Consider the following 16,886-nt stretch of genomic DNA (forward strand, 5'->3'; position numbering starts at 1 on the left):
TTAGGCAGCAGGGACGCTGCCTTTTTCTTATTTTAGAGGGCTAAAAAGCTCCGAACGCTGAACCTAAACTTCTGACACTCAGTACAATTGAAATGATAAACACCATTGCCGCTAACAGGTTTTGCCACCAGGAATTGCGATTCTGACCCAATAAACTTCCCCAGCTCAACCACCATAAAAAGCCCACAATAACAGGCAGCAAAATCCCATTAGCGACCTGCGCAAACCAAATAACGGTGACAGGCTCTATGCCAAGGCTGGAAATAGCTACGCCCAACACCAAAATACTCAACCAGACCGTCCTAAAGGCCCTGCTCTTCAAATTCACTGACCACCCCATAATACCATTTAGCGCATAGGCGCTTGCTAAAGGGGCCGTTGTCGCCGAAGAAATTCCCGCAGCAAACAGACCAATTGCCATTAGATACGTTGCGGCATCACCAAACAGAGGCTCTAAGGAGACGGCTAAATCGGCAGCACTGGAAATTGTAATTTGGTGACCAAAAAACGCCGATGCGGCAGTCGCCACAATTGCCATGGATATTAAGCCGCCTAATGGAATGGAAACAAATAAGTCGCGACGAACTGCTGGCAAATCACTGGTTGACTGCCATTTTTTAGAAATGCTGGAGGCATGAAGAAAGATATTATAAGGCACAACCGTTGTGCCAATGAGCGCAACCACAGTAAGCGTCGCTCCCGAAGGCATGCTGAGCACGAAAATACCGTTAAATACACCAGCCCAGTCAGGATCGGTCAAAAAGAACGTACCTAGAAATGCGATACTCATAAGGAGCACCATGGCAATTAACGACTTCTCGATAACCCGAGCATTACCCGACCAAAGTACCAGAAAGGCCACAACACCAATAACCACTGCCCAGGCATTGCTTAGCCATTTATCAACTAATGGCACAGGACCTAGCAGTTCAAAAGCTCCTAAACTCGCACCAGATAAGTTTCCGCCCTGGTAAACGCTGTTGCCAATGGCTATTGCACTGAAAATAAGCAAAAGAGCTAACCACCGCAACCAGCCCGCGGTCAGGTTATTTCGGATATTCTCGCCCAGCCCAGCTTGAGTCACTAACCCAATGCGAGCCGACATTTCTTGCAAGATAAGACAAGCGAAAACAGAAAAAACTAAAGCCCATAACAAAGCATAGCCATAATTAGCACCGGCTAACGACGCCGTAACAACAGTTCCGGGGCCGATGAAAGCGGCAGCGACCAGCGCGCCGGGGCCAAACTGAGATAGCTTCATGAGGGGTCTTGAGGCGCTTCAGGACCCTCAATGGTTTCCATAGAGATCCATTTATTACTTAATGCCTCAGACAAGTCGGTTTCCAGTATTGCCTGGGCCTCTTCATAAGACACATGCAACTCAGTAACCCCACAAGCACGGTTTCTTCCGTGCGCTTTGCCCATATACAACGCCATATCAGCAACCTGAAGTACTTTTTCCCAATCCATTTGTTTCTCTGAAACACCCGAGAAAGGTAGGCGAATAAAACCAATAGTGGTTGTCACTGGAATTTCATAACCTTCATACCTAACAGGCTTTTTAGCCAGTTCATTCAGTATGCGCTCACTCAGCTCTTTTAGGTTTTCATCATCGACATTGCGAACCAGGAATAGAAACTCCTCCCCGCCCCAGCGTATCAGTTTGTCGCTGTCTCGGCAGATCATCTGCAGGCGTCGGCTAACTTCGGCCAACACTTCATCCCCCGCTGCATGCCCGTATTGATCGTTTATGCGTTTGAAAAAGTCGAGGTCAAGCAGAATTAAGCCATCGGACTGAGTCGCGGCATCACGGCGCTCGCCATGTTTCTTGCGCTCATCCATTTCTTTTTGCAGTGCGCGCCTATTCCACAAGCCTGTGAGCGGGTCTTTTAAGGACTGATCGGCCAACATACTGTTCGCCGCTTTTAAGCGTAGGTTCGCTTTTCGTGCTTTTCGATACATGATGAATACGAAAACAGTAGCAAATAACGCCACAACACCAAGCAACAACCAAATCATATTCCGCTGTTGGTTTATTTCCAACAATTGCTCTTTAAGTTCATTTTGACGTTCTAATAACTCAATTTGTTGCTCTTTGTCTTTGGTTTCATAAAGTTGTTGCAGGTTTGCGAGGTTTTTTTGCTGATCGCTTTGGTAGTGCTCCTTTGACAACGCAACCTGCTCTTTTAGAGTTTCTGCTTGTTTCTGATATAAGCCCGCAAATTCGTAAGCCTGAGCGAGTTCACCTAACATCGCTTCCACTTTTTTTGTTAACTCTTCGTCCCTGTAAAATTGAACGGCATCCGTCATTTCTTTTAGGCCCGCCTCAGTATTCCCCTGATGCACCTCAACAAACCCTAAATTAAAATGTATAGTTTGAGCCATCCAAACATCTTCAACCTCTTCAGCAAGCTCTAGCGCTTCTAGTAAATGGCTGCGTGCCTTCTCCCAGTCTTCTTCATACATGTAATGATCGCCGAAATTATTCAGAATTGTCGGCAGCAAATAAATTCGGTCACCACTTTCGGCAGTATCATAGGCTTTTCTTAATGAATTCAGAGAGGCTTCCCTGTTACCCATACCGGCTTCTATATAAGATTTTTGAAGGTAGAAGTCCGGTAAATCATAAGTTAAGCCATTCTGTTTAGCATGCTCTATCGCTTTGTTAATGGTGCTTAGAGCACCTTCCCAGTTCTTCAGTTCGGACTGAATAACAGCGATAGAATAGTCTAGGTACTGCTGACGAATAGGGGTTCTTTCGTTGTTGGTTTCGCTAACAGCTTCCTGAGCAGCGAGCAAGTGACGCAGGGCATCGTCATACCTATTCCAGTCAGCATAAACACGAGAAATACGGTTGTGTGCAAAGTATCTAAGACGAGGCATGCGTGCGCTGGAAAGGTGAATCTCTATATCACTAAGTAATAAAAATGCTTCACCGTACTTGCCTTCGTATTGGAGCAGTTCCAGCTGTGTTGCTAAAGCTTCCACTTTTACATCAGCTAGCTCTGTATTTTCAGCAAGATTAAATAATTTATCCAGCGTTTCAAAAGCAAGCTCTGTATTGCCTTCATAATAGTGCCAGTAAGCTTCATAGCTCAACGCTCTGGCGCGAGTTGCAACCGGGGTTTCGCTAGAGATTTTTTCAAGAACGCCAAAAAGCAACGCTTTGGAATCGACGCCTTCTTCACCGCTAGTCGTAAGATACTTATCGAGCTGCTTCTCTATCGCCATATCAACCGGCACTCCGTTGATATTCTCAATAGGTGCCTGGTTTGCCTTAACCGCAAAGCTAAGTAGCAGCAATAATGACAAAGTAGCCCAAAAGTGAGCCCATTTATTGTTATTTTTATGCATGGGAACGACGTCGTTTCGTTTATAAATTAATCGCCGAGTTTACCCGAATTTTAACCATTGCACAAAATATACATCTGCGATAAAACGGATGTTATGACAGAAACAAAAATTAATTGGTCGAACGTTCTAAAATCGGGTCAGCGCATCTTTATCGGCTCTCATGCTGCGGTGCCAACAGCCTTAATTGACGACCTGATAGAGAACTCAAAAGATCTGCACGATATTGAAATTGTGCAGCTTATGACGCTGTCCGATAACAAATGGGCAGAGCCGCAATATCAGCAACTTTTTAAGGTAAATACCTTTTTTATCGGTGGCGGTACAATTCGCAAAGCTGTCAACGAAGGCCGGGCTGATTACACGCCAAGCTTTATTTCAGACATACCCAACCTGTTCAATAATGGGATTTTGCCACTGGATGCAGCGTTGATTATGGTTGCTCCGGGCGATAAGTATGGCTATCACTCAATGGGCGTATCAGTTGATGTGGTGGCGGCTGCAGCCAAATCGGCAAAAACCGTGATAGCCCAGGTTAACCCGCAAATGCCTGTCACTTACGGACAGTCTTTTCTGCACACGAATCAAATTAATTACTTTTGGGAACATGCAGCACCTCTGCCCGAACTGCCACCACCCAGCCTTGAAGACAGTAAAATCATTGAGCGGATAGGCCAATACATTGCCCTGCTGGTTGATAATGGCTCTACGCTTCAAATTGGTGTCGGTACTATTTGCGCTGCGGCACTGCGTTACTTAAGTAACCATAAGGACTTGGGCATTCACAGCGAACTTATTACTGACGACGTCATGCATTTAATGCTCAAAGGAGTCATTAATAACCGCAAAAAAACCTTCCACCCGAATAAAATTGTGACCAGCTTCTGCATGGGGTCAAAAGCCCTTTATGACTTTGTTGACCACAACCCACATGTCGGTTTTTATCCCAGTGAATATGTAAATTCACCAGCAAACGTTGCCCGTAATGACAAATTAATAGCAATTAACAGCGCCATTGAAGTGGATCTCACCGGACAAATCGTATCGGATTCTATTGGACACCAGTTTTACAGCGGTATTGGTGGGCAAGTGGACTTCAGTCGCGGGGCATCTTTAAGTAAAGGAGGTAAACCCGTTATCGCTCTGCCGTCAACAACACAAGACGGTAAAGTCTCGCGCATTGTTCCATTCATTCGGGAAGGCGCAGGTGTAGTAACAACGCGCGGCCACGTTCACTATGTCGTCACCGAATTTGGCGTCGCTTCATTGCGTGGCAAAAGTATCCGCGAGAGAGCTATGGAGTTAATTCGGGTAGCTCACCCTAAATTCCGTAGTCACTTATTGCAGGAGGTTCGTAAACACTACTGGGTGCCACATTATCAGCAACAAACGCCGGTTGATGTGCCGGAGCTTGGCGACATTGGCTTTAAAAAACTCAAAATTAATAACGAATCTTTTGATTTAAGACCGCTTTATCCGTCGGATGAACGTCGGCTGCAAGAGTTCTTTTATTCTCATACGAAAGAAACACTGCAGCTACGTTACAACGCCGTACCCACAACCATGACCCGGGAAAAATCCTGCACCTTGGTCAGTGTTGACCAGTCGAAGGATCTAGCCTTGTGTATTGTGCATCAAAAAGGCTCTGCGGTTCAGATTCAGGCTGTTGGAAGGTATTACTTCATTGAGTCACAAAACAGCTGTGAAGTCGCTTTCGTGACCCGCGAAAAATACCAGGGGCGCGGCATGGCCGGCAAGCTATTAGATGAAATGATCCGCATAGCCCGGGAGCGCGGACTGGACAGTATGCAAGCCTATGTATTAGCCGCGAATAAACCCATGTTAAGTGTGTTTGAACGGGGCGGATTTAAGCGTCTACCCAGTGAAGAGCCCGGTGAAGTTTTGCTAAAACTCGACCTTAAAGAAGGCAGTGAATAAATTATGTCGATAGTCGTATTCAGTCACGATGACTGCCTCAAACACATACCCAACGAGCAGCACCCGGAGTGCCCTGCCCGTATTGAAGCCATTAATGACCAACTGATTCGCTCCGGGCTCGACTTCGTTCTCATACGAAAAGAAGCAAAAGAAGCGCCCTGGGAAGCTATTCAAGCGGCGCATTCCCAAGCACACATCGACTTTATTCGAGCGGAAATTCCTGAGTACGACCATGAATGGATAGATCCGGACACCTTAGTGACACCAGGTAGCTTAACCGCCGCCTTGAAAGCAGCCGGAGCAGCGGTTAATGCGGTTGACGATGTTATGACCACCCTCAACAAACAGGCGTTTTGTGCCGTTCGCCCACCCGGCCACCACGCTACGCGCTCAAAAGCCACGGGCTTTTGTTTATTCAACAACATTGCCGTGGCGGCGTACCACGCTATTGAAAAATACGGGCTTGAGCGTGTTGCTATTGTCGACTTTGACGTACACCACGGCAATGGAACCGAAGACATAGTTCAGGGTGATGAGCGTATCTTGTTCTGCTCGTCATTCCAGCAGGCGTTCTATCCATTTACCGGCGAAGACAGCAGCGCCGGTAATGTTCATAACGTGCCATTGCCGGCTGGCTGCAAAGGCGAACAATGGCAACAAGCCGTTTCAGAAAAATGGTTCCATGCACTCGACCAATTCCAGCCTCAACTGGTGCTTATTTCTGCCGGCTTCGATGGTCACGCAGAAGACGACATGTCACAGTTTCTACTGAAAGAAGAAGACTACCATTGGATAAGCGTTAAGCTGAAAGAAATTGCCGACAAACACTGTGACGGTCGTATCGTATCTACGCTCGAAGGTGGGTATAATCTCAGCGCGTTAGGCCGCAGTGTTGTTGCGCATTTAAAAGGCTTACTCTAAGCGCACCTCTATTCTTAAAACATTCATAAAAAGAGTCGAATATTATGGGATTAGTTCTTAAGCTTGTGGCGGGTATTGTCGCCGGTATTCTTATTGGGTTATACATGCCAGAATGGGTCAGCCAACTTCTGCTGACTTTCAAAACACTGTTCGGTCAGCTGCTGTTCTTCACTATCCCATTACTTATTTTGTTCTTCATTACCAGCGGTATTGCCAGCTTACCAAGCAACTCAGGGAAAATGCTGGGTAAAACCTTAGGCATTGCTTATGCCTCAACCGTTATTGCAGGTATTATCGCCTTTTTCGCTGCCAGCATTGTCGTGCCCTGGTTGACCACCGATGCGCAGAGTGTTTCTACCGAAGCAAAAGCCACTATCGAACCTTTTATTGAACTGTCGGTTCCACCGCTAATGGAAGTGATGTCAGCACTGGTTTTAGCCTTTATTTTCGGGTTGGGTATTGCCAGTACCAAAGCAGAAAACCTGAAGAAACTGTCGGATCAAGGCCGTGACATTATTGAGCTGCTATTGGTTAAAGTCATTATTCCTTTACTGCCGCTGTATATTGCCGGCATTTTTGCGGAAATGGCCGTTGCAGGCACGGTGTTTAACACGCTGAAAACCTTTGGTGTTATTCTGATACTCGCTGTCGCCCTGCACTGGGTTTACATTACCTCTATGTACATTATGGCGGGCATAAAAACCGGTCGTTCACCGCTGTTTTTAATCAAAAACATGCTGCCGGCGTATTTTACCGCACTAGGTACTATGTCCAGCGCCGCCACTATTCCTGTCACCCTGCAAAGCGTGCGCAAGAACAAAGTCGATAACGACGTTGCCAACTTTACCGTGCCACTTTGCGCCACCGTTCACTTAGCCGGCTCCACCATTACCATTGTCAGCTGTGCTGTTGCGGTTATGGTGCTGCATAACTCCCTCGCCATTCCCGGGTTCTTTACCATGCTGCCGTTTATTTTAATGTTGGGTATTGTCATGTTAGCTGCACCGGGTGTTCCAGGCGGTGCGGTTATGTCGGCGGTTGGCCTGTTAGGTTCCATGCTGGGTTTCGGCGAAACCGCCGTCGCCTTAATGATAGCCTTGTACATGGCACAGGACAGCTTCGGTACCGCCTGTAACATTACTGGTGATGGCGCTATTGCGATGTTTGTGGACAGCTCGAAAGAAAGTTAGTCAGTTAAACCATCAAGGCGCGCCAGATGACTTAACGTGCGAGCCTTGATGGTTTCACCAACCGACAACGACTCTGCCGTTGGCGCGTCCTCTAAGGCCTTATTCAGTGCCGGTTCAGTAAGCTCCAACAGTTCGCCCAATACTTGCTTCACCGCGCTGTCTGACAACCCTAAATAACGGCCATGACTCAACCAATGACGCCCTAAAATGTTGTACCAGCGATAGTGTGTGTTTTTGCTGTGTACTTTCATTGCCATTTTAATCTTCTTCGACTGAATATTACCCTGCCCAAAATAAGGGTAGGCACTCATCACATCGTAGATGGGACACAACTTAAAGCCGTTTGCCTGAAGGTGAATACTGAAATTCTTCGCATGACCATCAATTGCCGCCAATAACCAAAAAGCGACCTGAGTTTTGAAGAACGTCAACCTATCTTCATGTGGCATTATCGAGCGACTCAACGTATCCATAATATCCTTTGAGCTAGGCCCCCCGTGTTCCTCGTATTTACTTCCGCTAACACGACCTAGCGCTTGGCACATGTCCTCCTGAGGGAGTCGTAATATACGCTCCTTCTCTTTTTCTACCTTTCGGTCAAACCGTTTCACCACTAGCGCTTTTTGGCCTTTAAACATTAAAATATCGGCCTCAGCAACATAAAAGCCGAGATGATGAAGGAAACGTAGGCAAAACCACTCGTTTTCAACGCTATTGCTCATATCCAAAGCCATTTGCGGGTGATGCATAATAGGCGGCTTAAAGATATGAGTTGTCGCGGTCATACCGTGAGGCTTACACCATTTTTCATTCCAGTAAGTGAGTGCTGTTTTTTCCTGAGCACCGGCTAACGAAATTCGAAAGTCGTCATCCTCATTTAAACCTAGTGTATTTTCTATTCGGGTCCTTTTAATTTGCTCTGCAACACCACTTTCAGTTAGTCGTGTTAAGGAGAGCTTTTCAGTGTCTGTATTTTCTGGCGGTGCTACTGTCAGCGAGATTGCACCGATACAATCGCCACCAATTGCTGCAAGTAGATCAAATGGAGACAGGCTATCGGCGCCCAACCTATCAACAATATGTTTGCGAACAATATCGCTGTCGGGTAACAAATTATCGAAATAAGCGTGGACCGAATCTGTTGTTATCTCTGAAGACTGCAACGGAATGCTCAAGGAAATTGGGCGCGAACCTTTAAGACCAAGCCACTCTTTTTCATATTGAAAGCTTAGCCGACCTTTACGCCGAAAAAGACGTCCGACTAAAAAGCCATTCATTGAGCAATATAATGTATCCGTCAGTGAGCGTCGTCCCATTAGAAGTCCACCTCCTGACATTGAAGAGGTATGTCATACATTGGCCCAATATCAACTTTCAAATCGAGCATAGCGCAAAGCCTTAAAAGCATATCCGCACTGATTTTATCGGGCTGCAATTCGTACTTAGAAATGTCTTTTTGATAAACACCGAGCCTGTCGGCCAGTTCGGTTTGCGTCCACTTCTTGCTTTTTCGTGCATCGCGCAGAGCCGAGGCGATGTCTTGCGGTGTGTTTATTTTCATGGCTATTTCTGAATTTATACTAATAAAAGGATAAGTAAGATATAGTCCAAATTTAGTATAAAGTCAATTTATACTAATTTTAGTATAAACAGGAAGAGGAGTTACTATGCCTTAGAAAAAATAGAAGCAATTCATCAACGTTATTAGGGAGTTTTAATAAGAAACTTGGAGCGGGAAACGAGATTCGAACTCGCGACCCCAACCTTGGCAAGGTTGTGCTCTACCAGCTGAGCTATTCCCGCGTATTGGTACTTTTTACAGTATTCTGGAAAGTCTGACGTTGGAGCGGGAAACGAGATTCGAACTCGCGACCCCAACCTTGGCAAGGTTGTGCTCTACCAGCTGAGCTATTCCCGCTTCGTCAGTGCGGCGTGTATTCTACTGATACCACCGATAAGGTCAATAGTTTTTGCGCCGCAATTGGCTTATTTGCTGAAAAAATGCTCTCGGTAATGCTGCAATTCCGCAATAGACTCGCGAATATCAGCCAAAGCTTCATGCGCACCCGACTTTTTGAAGCTATTAACAACCTCCGGTTGCCAGCGTTTTGCCAACTCTTTTAACGTACTGACATCCAGGTTGCGGTAATGGAAAAAGGCTTCGAGTTCAGGCATGTGTTTCGCTAAAAAACGACGGTCCTGACAAATACTGTTACCGCACATAGGAGAAACCCCGGCATCAACGTATTGTTTTAAAAACTCAATGGTTTCTGCTGCCGCTGTCTTTTCGTCATACTGGCTTTGCTTTATTCGCTCAACCAGGCCTGACCCTGTATGCGTTTTGACATTCCAGTCGTCCATTCTGTCCAGGTATTTTTGAGGTTGATGAATAGCAATGACAGGCCCTTCCGCTAAGGTATTCAGCTGTGCATCAGTAACAATGGTTGCTACTTCAATAATGTGATGCTCTTTCGGCACCAGCCCGGTCATTTCGAGGTCAATCCAAATTAGGCGTTGTTTCTTGTCGTCTTCTGTCATTACCCTGCTCTCTTAATGCAATTTGTTGTATGATAGCGTCATTTCCAGCACGACAACAGGTTACAGGCTTGGTAAAACGCAGACGTCTGAACAAAGGCCAGCAACGGCGGGTTTCAGCCAACCAAAAAAAACGGCTGAAAAACACCGATATTGAGTGGACGGATAACCAACTCAATGCACCGGAAGCAGGCCGTGTTATCAGCCGCTTCGGTCAGCACGCCGATATTCGCGATGCCGAAGGCAATACCTACCGCTGCCATATACGCCGGGTTGTCGATAGCCTGGTATGTGGCGACAGCGTTCTCTGGTCCAGAGCAAGTGCCGAACAACAAGGTATGCAGGGTGTAGTTGTTGCCGTTCAGGAAAGACATAGCCTGCTGTCCCGTCCTGATTACTACGACGGATTAAAGCCTGTTGCCGCTAACATTGATCAAATTTTCGTTATTTCCAGCGTACTCCCAAGCTTCTCATCGCAAATTATCGATCGCTACTTAGTCGCCTGCGAGGACATTGGCATAGAGGCCGTTATTGTGCTGAATAAGGCTGATTTGCTGCCCGAAATTGACGAGACCGAACGTCAATATATTGAGCAAAGGCTGAAAGACTATGAAAGCATCGGCTACAAAGTGCTTCACGTCAGCAGTGCAACTCAAAGCGGGCTGGATGCTTTGCAGGAGATGCTGAAAGACCATATTTCGATTGTTGTCGGTCAGTCAGGCGTGGGTAAGTCGTCGCTGGTAAACCAGCTCTTACCCGACGTGAACGCCGACACAAATTTAGTGTCAGATAACTCTGGATTAGGACAGCACACAACGACGGTTGCAACCTGGTATGACTTAAAGGAAGGCGGAGCCCTTATTGACTCACCCGGTATCCGGGAGTTTTCGTTATGGCACCTGGAACCTGAGAGAGTAGCCCGGTGCTATGTCGATTTCCGCGACTACCTAGGCGGCTGCAAATTCCGCGATTGTAAACATGGCGATGATCCGGGCTGCGCACTACAAGAGGCTGTCGGTAACAATCAATTGCATGAATGGCGCCTTTCTAATTATCATCGCATTATAGAGACGATGAAAACACAAAAGCCCAGTCGGGCAATTAGAGGTAAGTAACTGTGTCAAAGACCGATAAAGTCAAAATTTTCTTCCAGCATGTGATGCCGAAGCATTTAATTTCCAGGTTAATGGGAAAGTTTGCCGCTGCACGTGCCGGATGGTTCACACAGGTTTTTATCCGCTGGTTTATTCGGCAGTATAAAATTGACATGAGTGAGGCCATTCACGAGTCACCCAAGGCTTATAAAACCTTTAATGAATTCTTCACACGCAGGCTAAAACCAGAGCTTCGACCGCTGGAAGCAGACGACAACGAATTAGCACACCCGGTCGACGGTGCAGTCAGCCAGTTAGGCGACATTGATGGCGGACGCATTTTTCAGGCTAAAGGGCATGACTATTCATTACAGGAATTGCTCGGTGGCAACGAAGAAGACGCCAAGCCTTTTGTAAACGGTAAATTTGCGACTATTTATCTGGCACCGAAAGATTACCACCGCATTCATATGCCTTGCGATGGTGTCCTGAAAAAGATGATTTATGTGCCGGGTGATTTATATTCAGTAAATCCGTTAACCGCGGCTAATGTACCGAACCTGTTCGCTCGTAACGAGCGCGTTGTAGCTATTTTTGATACCGAAGTTGGCCCCATGTCCATGGTATTGGTTGGCGCAACTATCGTCGCCAGTATCGGTACGGTTTGGTCCGGCACCGTCACACCGCCTACCGGTGGCCGTATTCAAAGCTGGTCGTATCCAACCTCAGGCCACTCAGCTATACACCTCAAAAAAGGTGAAGAAATGGGTCATTTCAAACTCGGTTCAACCGTGGTGCTAACCTTTGCCGAAAACTCGATTGAATTTGATGACGATCTTAAGCCACTTTCCACCACGCGTATGGGAGAAACTATGGCAGAGATAAAAGAGAGCAACGATTGATTTTATGGGCGCACCGAGGGGCCAGTTATGAGGCCCCGGAGAATACGCTTGCCGCTTTCTCGCGAGCCATGGACAGCGGCGTGCATGGTATTGAACTGGACGTTTATGCCATAGACGGTGAACGTTTTGTGTTCCACGACCGGTATTTAGAACGCCTGACTGCCACACCCGGCCGGCTAAAAGACTTAACCGCTGAGCAGATAAAGCATCTGAAAGTGTTTGGTCAGCAGTCTATACCCACCTTGCGCGAAGCATTAGCTCATATTAACGGACATTGTCACGTCAATATTGAGCTTAAAGGTGATATGCCCACCAAAGAGCTTCTGCTTGATATTGATTACGCTCTAAAGAACACCAATTTCAAACCTGAACAACTCTTAGTTTCGTCTTTTAATCACCACTGGTTGCAGCGGCTTAAAAAGCGTCGCCCTGAGATTAAAATTGGCGCTTTGAGTGCCAGCTGCCCATTGAGCTATTGTCAGTTCGCAGAGGAACTGCAGGCGTTTTCAGCCCATTTTGCGGTAGATTTTGTGACACCTGAACTGGTTGAGGATGGTCATCGCAGGGGCTTACAAGTTTATGTCTACACAGTAGACGGCCAACACGATATTGAAGAGCTGCACGCAATGGGTGTGGATGGCATTTTTACCAACCACCCCAACTACGCTCAAAATGTCATTGCCGGCTTAACCACCGTCGGCAACGAACCTATTCTGCATTATTAGCCTGACGGACCATTAGCTATGATGGTCCGGGTACTCTTCCTGCAACGACTCCAGCTTACGAGTGATAGCCATTGGTGAGCTGGTGTTTCTAGCCAGTGCTATATACAGAGCCGGAATAACAAATAGCGTCAAAAAGGCGGATACGGCAACACCCGCAAAAATCACCGTGCCAATGACCATACGACTTTCTGCTCCGGGCCCTGACCCAAGAATCAGCGGCATTGCACTCATTAAGGTTGTGAACGCCGTCATCACAATAGGTCGTAAGCGCTGTTGAGCGGCTTTAAGTACTGCCTCTTTGAACTCCATACCGGAGTCACGCAACTGGTTCGCAAACTCAACAATAAGAATACCGTTTTTAGCAGCCAGGCCTATTAGCATCACAATACCAATCTGACTGTAAATATTGATACTCATACCCGTTATGTACAATGCCAATAAGGCACCCACTATAGCCATAGGCACGGCCAGCATAATCACCAGCGGGTGAATAAAGCTTTCGAACTGTGCCGCCAGAACCAGGAAGGTGATCACCAATGCAAGACCGAAAACAAAGATGATTGAGTTGCCGCTTTCCTTATAAAGTTGCGACTCACCTTTATAGTCAATAGAAACATCTTCAGGAAGCTTCTCTTGCACAACTCCTTCCAGATAACTCAAAGCTTCACCCAGCGAGTAGCCTTCCGCGAGGTTCGCTTCAATGGTAACACTGCGCATACGGTTATAACGATTCAGCCGGGCTGACGTAGCCTGCTCGGTAATCGTCACCAGGTTTGACAACGGAATCAGTTCGTCACTTTTGCGTGAACGAACGTAAATGTTATCTATGGCACTTGGGCTGCGATAATCGGCTTTTTCACCTTCCAGCATGACGTCATATTCCTCGCCACGGTCAAGGTAAGTGGTTACTCGCCTTTGACCCAGTACCGACTGGAGCGTAATACCAATATCCTGTACGGAAACACCCAGATCGGCTGCACTGGCTTCGTCAACCTGAATCAGTAGCTGCGGCAGCGTTTCCTTATAGTCACTGTCGAGGTTCTGCAACCCAGGATTGGTCGATGCCTCTTCAATCACAATGTCACGAAACTCAGCCAGTCGCTCATAGGTATTACCTTGCAGCACAAACTGTACCGGCCGGCCACCGCCTCCGCTAATGCCGCTGCGCATAAACGCAAAAGCCTGAACGCCCACAACAGAATCCAACTGCGATCGCATCTCTTCCATTAAATCAAAACTTGACCATTCTCGCTCGTCGAAAGGCACGGCACCGACAATAGCAATACCTGCACTACCACCCCAGCCCGGAGCCCGAACAATTAGGCGGTCAATTTTTCCTTCATCGATATAAGGCAGAAGAATTTGCTCTATTTCGTCCATATGTCGGGAGCTCGACTCAAAGCTGGCCCCCTCGGCACTGCGTACCTGAATATAGAACGTACCGCGATCTTCCGGTGGCGCAAACTCTTGAGGAATAAAGCTGAACAAGCCAAAGGCAACAACGCCGGACATAACAACCAACACGACAGCCATAAGCGGACGCTTTACGCTCTTTTCGAGCACATTGCGATAGCCTCTTTCAAGCCAGTTAAAGGTCGCATCAAAAGCTCTGCCGAATTTACTGGTTCGCTCTTTCTTGCTTAATACCTTCGAGCTCAGCATCGGCGTCAGAGTTAATGCTGCGATACTGGAAAAGGCCACAGCGGCGGCTATGGCTATAGCAAACTCGGTAAAGAGCTTACCAATATTACCTTCTAAGAAGGCCAGAGGCACAAACACAGAAATCAATACCAGTGTGGTTGCTATGACAGCAAAACCAACCTCACGGGCTCCCCGGTAAGCAGCCAGAATAGGCGGCTCGCCTTCTTCTATGCGGCGATAGATGTTTTCTAACACCACAATAGAGTCATCAACGACCAGACCGATGGCTAAGACCAGCGCCAGCAGGGTGAGTAAGTTGATGGAAAAGCCCAGTGCAAACAAAACTATGTAGGAAGCAATAATGGCAACAGGTACCGTCAACGCCGGTACTATGGTGGCTCTTATATTCCCCAGGAACAGGTAAATAACGACAATAACCAGTGCCATCGCCACAGCCAGCGTGTTGTAAACTTCATCAACGGAGCCCTGAATAAATATCGAAGAGTCGTAACTGGGCGCCAGGTACATGGTTTCAGGCAACGTTTCCTGAATTTTTCTCATCTCCCGATGAACGTTCTTCACCACGTCCAGAGTGTTGCCTTTCGACTGCTTAATGACACCCACACCGACCATGTTAACCCCGTTACCCCGGAAGTCGGTTTTGTCATCCTCAGCACCCAGTTCTACCCGGGCAACCTCGCCCAGACGCACTAAATAGCCATCGTCGCCTTGTCGTATCACCAGGTTTTTAAAGTCTTCCGGCGACAAATAAGCCCGCGCCATACGAACCGAAAATTCTCTATCGGTTGACTCAACTTCCCCCGCCGGAAGCTCAACGTTTTCTTCACGCAAGCGGCTGACTATGTCGGTTACCGTTACCTGTCGTGCGGCCATGGCGTCACGATCCAGCCAGACGCGCATGGCATAGCGACGATCACCACCAATGACCACCCGCGCGACACCATCAGCGACCGACAGACGGTCTACAATGTATCGCTCCGCATAATCAGTCAGTTCAAGAATCGACATGCTCTCGCTGCGAAGGTTATACCAGACAATGGTGCTTTCATCGCTTGAGGCTTTTGAAACTTCGGGTGGGTCGGCTTCTTCGGGAAGATTATCGAGTACACGCGACACACGCTCACGAACGTCGTTAGAAGCGGCATCAATGTCGCGAGTCAGATTAAATTCAATACTGATACTGGAGCGGCCGTTGCGGCTGCTCGAGCTAATGTTTTTAATGCCTTCTATGCCGCTAATGCGGTCTTCAACTAATTGCGTTACCTGCGTTTCTACAACTTCGGCAGAGGCACCGGGGTAGTCTGTATCAATAGAGACTATGGGGCGATCAATATCCGGATACTCACGCAATGGCAGCATGGTAAAAGCGACAATACCGAAAACCACCAGCAGAATATTCAGTACGGTTGCAAAAACCGGACGTTTTACAGAAAGGTCAGACAACAACATAACTTAACCTCCCTGCACAGAAACAGGTACACCGTCACGAAGGCGAACAATGCCTTCTATAATGACTTTTTCTCCCGGCTTAAGGCCGTCAGTAATTTCTACGATTCCCGGCTTACGACGACCAATGGTCACTTCTTTTTGGCGCGCCCGGTTATCCGGAGTTAGCACATACACATATTGTCTGTTTTGAATGGGAATAAGAGCTTTTTCAGGAAGCAATAAAGCTTCATCAATGCTCCGCAATAGCGTTATCTGGAGCAACATCCCCGGACGCAGACGCTCATCATCATTATCAATTTTAGCGCGCACTTTCACGGAACGAGTCACGGGGTCAACGCGCGAATCAATACTGGAAATACGTCCGACAAACTGTTCTCCCGGGTAAGCCCGGCTGCGGGTAATCACTTCCTGATCAACGGCAATACTGGCGAAATAGCGTTCCGGAACACTAAAGTCGACTTTAATGGGCTTGATGTCATCCAGCGTTGTAAACACATCGCCGGGGCTGACTAAGGAACCTGCACTAATTTCACGAATACCCACACGGCCTGAAAACGGTGCATAAATTTTCATTTCGCGTAATGTCGCTTCAGCCACTTCTAAGTCAGCCTGCAGACCATTAACGCGTACTTGTTGCTCGTCGAACTGTTGTTGCGATGCAGCATTACCGCGGCGCAGTTCACTGACTCGTTCAAGCTGACGTTTGGCTTCATCCAAACTAAACTTAAGCTGCTGCACACGGGCAACTTCTTTGCGAGCATTTAACTCAGCAAGCAGTTGTCCCTGCTCAACTAAGTCGCCGCTTTCAAAATAAATTTTTTCAACAACGTCCTGAGTTTGCGCGGTAATACGAACCGTTTCATTGGCCATGGCAGTGCCAAGCGCTTCAATGGTATCGCGGAACTCACTAATTTCAGCGGTCTGAATTTTCACCGGGACAGTCTGTTCCTTGCCCTCTTCAACCTTTTCTGCAGGAGGGAACCCAAACAAATACACAGCTGCCGCAATTAAAATAACGACAACAATAGTGATAGGGTTTATCCAGGAACGTTTCGCCATGTTTACCTCTAAGTTCATAATACAACGCCTTTAACATAGACCATTGTACGCAAAACACCG

At 47.3% G+C, this 16,886-nt stretch carries 13 protein-coding genes and 2 tRNA genes; 6 read left to right on the top strand and 9 right to left on the bottom strand.

Features of this window, described 5'->3' with window-relative positions; genetic code table 11:
* Positions 1-40: 40 nt before the first annotated feature.
* Positions 41-1,261: an Nramp family divalent metal transporter gene (locus BM359_RS09605; RefSeq protein WP_054491309.1), complete on the bottom strand. Its 1,221-nt coding sequence runs from the start codon at positions 1,259-1,261 to the stop codon at positions 41-43.
* Positions 1,258-3,354, bottom strand: coding sequence for a tetratricopeptide repeat-containing diguanylate cyclase (locus BM359_RS09610; protein ID WP_054491308.1), 2,097 nt, complete (start codon positions 3,352-3,354; stop codon positions 1,258-1,260). The genes BM359_RS09605 and BM359_RS09610 overlap by 4 nt, the downstream gene beginning before the upstream one ends.
* Positions 3,355-3,447: 93 nt before the next feature.
* On the opposite strand from BM359_RS09610, the gene BM359_RS09615 reads away from it, so the two are divergent.
* Genes BM359_RS09615 through BM359_RS09625 form a run of 3 tightly spaced genes read left to right on the top strand, consistent with a single transcriptional unit; the run spans position 3,448 to position 7,400 of the window.
* A complete protein-coding gene (locus tag BM359_RS09615) occupies positions 3,448-5,289 on the top strand; it encodes a GNAT family N-acetyltransferase (protein ID WP_054491307.1) in 1,842 nt (613 codons plus the stop codon).
* A gap of 3 nt (positions 5,290-5,292) precedes the next feature.
* Positions 5,293-6,210, top strand: coding sequence for a histone deacetylase family protein (locus tag BM359_RS09620; RefSeq protein ID WP_054491306.1), 918 nt, complete (start codon positions 5,293-5,295; stop codon positions 6,208-6,210).
* A gap of 44 nt (positions 6,211-6,254) precedes the next feature.
* Positions 6,255-7,400, top strand: a complete 1,146-nt coding sequence (locus BM359_RS09625; protein ID WP_054491305.1) for a dicarboxylate/amino acid:cation symporter — start codon at positions 6,255-6,257, stop codon at positions 7,398-7,400.
* On the opposite strand, the gene BM359_RS09630 is transcribed toward BM359_RS09625, so the two are convergent.
* From BM359_RS09630 to orn, 5 genes are all read right to left on the bottom strand, one after another.
* Entirely contained in the window at positions 7,397-8,716 is a 1,320-nt protein-coding gene (locus BM359_RS09630) for a type II toxin-antitoxin system HipA family toxin (protein WP_054491304.1), read from the bottom strand. The genes BM359_RS09625 and BM359_RS09630 overlap by 4 nt on opposite strands.
* Entirely contained in the window at positions 8,716-8,961 is a 246-nt protein-coding gene (locus BM359_RS09635; protein WP_054491303.1) for a helix-turn-helix domain-containing protein, read from the bottom strand. The genes BM359_RS09630 and BM359_RS09635 overlap by 1 nt, the downstream gene beginning before the upstream one ends.
* A gap of 166 nt (positions 8,962-9,127) precedes the next feature.
* Positions 9,128-9,203, bottom strand: a tRNA-Gly gene (locus BM359_RS09640).
* A 39-nt stretch (positions 9,204-9,242) separates the two neighbouring features.
* A tRNA-Gly gene (locus BM359_RS09645) sits at positions 9,243-9,318 on the bottom strand.
* Between the two features lie 68 nt (positions 9,319-9,386).
* Positions 9,387-9,938: an oligoribonuclease gene (gene orn / locus BM359_RS09650; protein WP_054490242.1), complete on the bottom strand. Its 552-nt coding sequence runs from the start codon at positions 9,936-9,938 to the stop codon at positions 9,387-9,389.
* A gap of 68 nt (positions 9,939-10,006) precedes the next feature.
* Here orn and rsgA point away from each other — a divergent pair, with 68 nt between their 5' ends.
* From rsgA to BM359_RS09665, 3 genes are read left to right on the top strand one after another with little or no spacing between them, the layout of a single operon-like run.
* Positions 10,007-11,050, top strand: a complete 1,044-nt coding sequence (rsgA, locus tag BM359_RS09655; RefSeq protein ID WP_054490261.1) for a small ribosomal subunit biogenesis GTPase RsgA — start codon at positions 10,007-10,009, stop codon at positions 11,048-11,050.
* 2 nt (positions 11,051-11,052) lie between these two features.
* Positions 11,053-11,931: an archaetidylserine decarboxylase gene (gene asd / locus BM359_RS09660; RefSeq protein WP_054490240.1), complete on the top strand. Its 879-nt coding sequence runs from the start codon at positions 11,053-11,055 to the stop codon at positions 11,929-11,931.
* Positions 11,928-12,656 (top strand): glycerophosphodiester phosphodiesterase, encoded by a 729-nt coding sequence (locus BM359_RS09665; RefSeq protein WP_054490238.1) that lies wholly within the window; start codon positions 11,928-11,930, stop codon positions 12,654-12,656. Before asd ends, BM359_RS09665 begins: the two co-directional genes overlap by 4 nt.
* A gap of 12 nt (positions 12,657-12,668) precedes the next feature.
* Here BM359_RS09665 and BM359_RS09670 read toward each other — a convergent pair whose 3' ends face one another.
* Entirely contained in the window at positions 12,669-15,767 is a 3,099-nt protein-coding gene (locus BM359_RS09670; protein ID WP_054490236.1) for an efflux RND transporter permease subunit, read from the bottom strand.
* A 3-nt stretch (positions 15,768-15,770) separates the two neighbouring features.
* On the bottom strand, positions 15,771-16,826 hold the full coding sequence (locus BM359_RS09675; RefSeq protein ID WP_054490259.1) for an efflux RND transporter periplasmic adaptor subunit: 1,056 nt from the start codon (positions 16,824-16,826) through the stop codon (positions 15,771-15,773).
* Positions 16,827-16,886 lie beyond the last annotated feature (60 nt).

It is taken from the genome of Idiomarina abyssalis, from assembly GCF_900116625.1.
GTDB classification, from domain to species: domain Bacteria; phylum Pseudomonadota; class Gammaproteobacteria; order Enterobacterales; family Alteromonadaceae; genus Idiomarina; species Idiomarina abyssalis.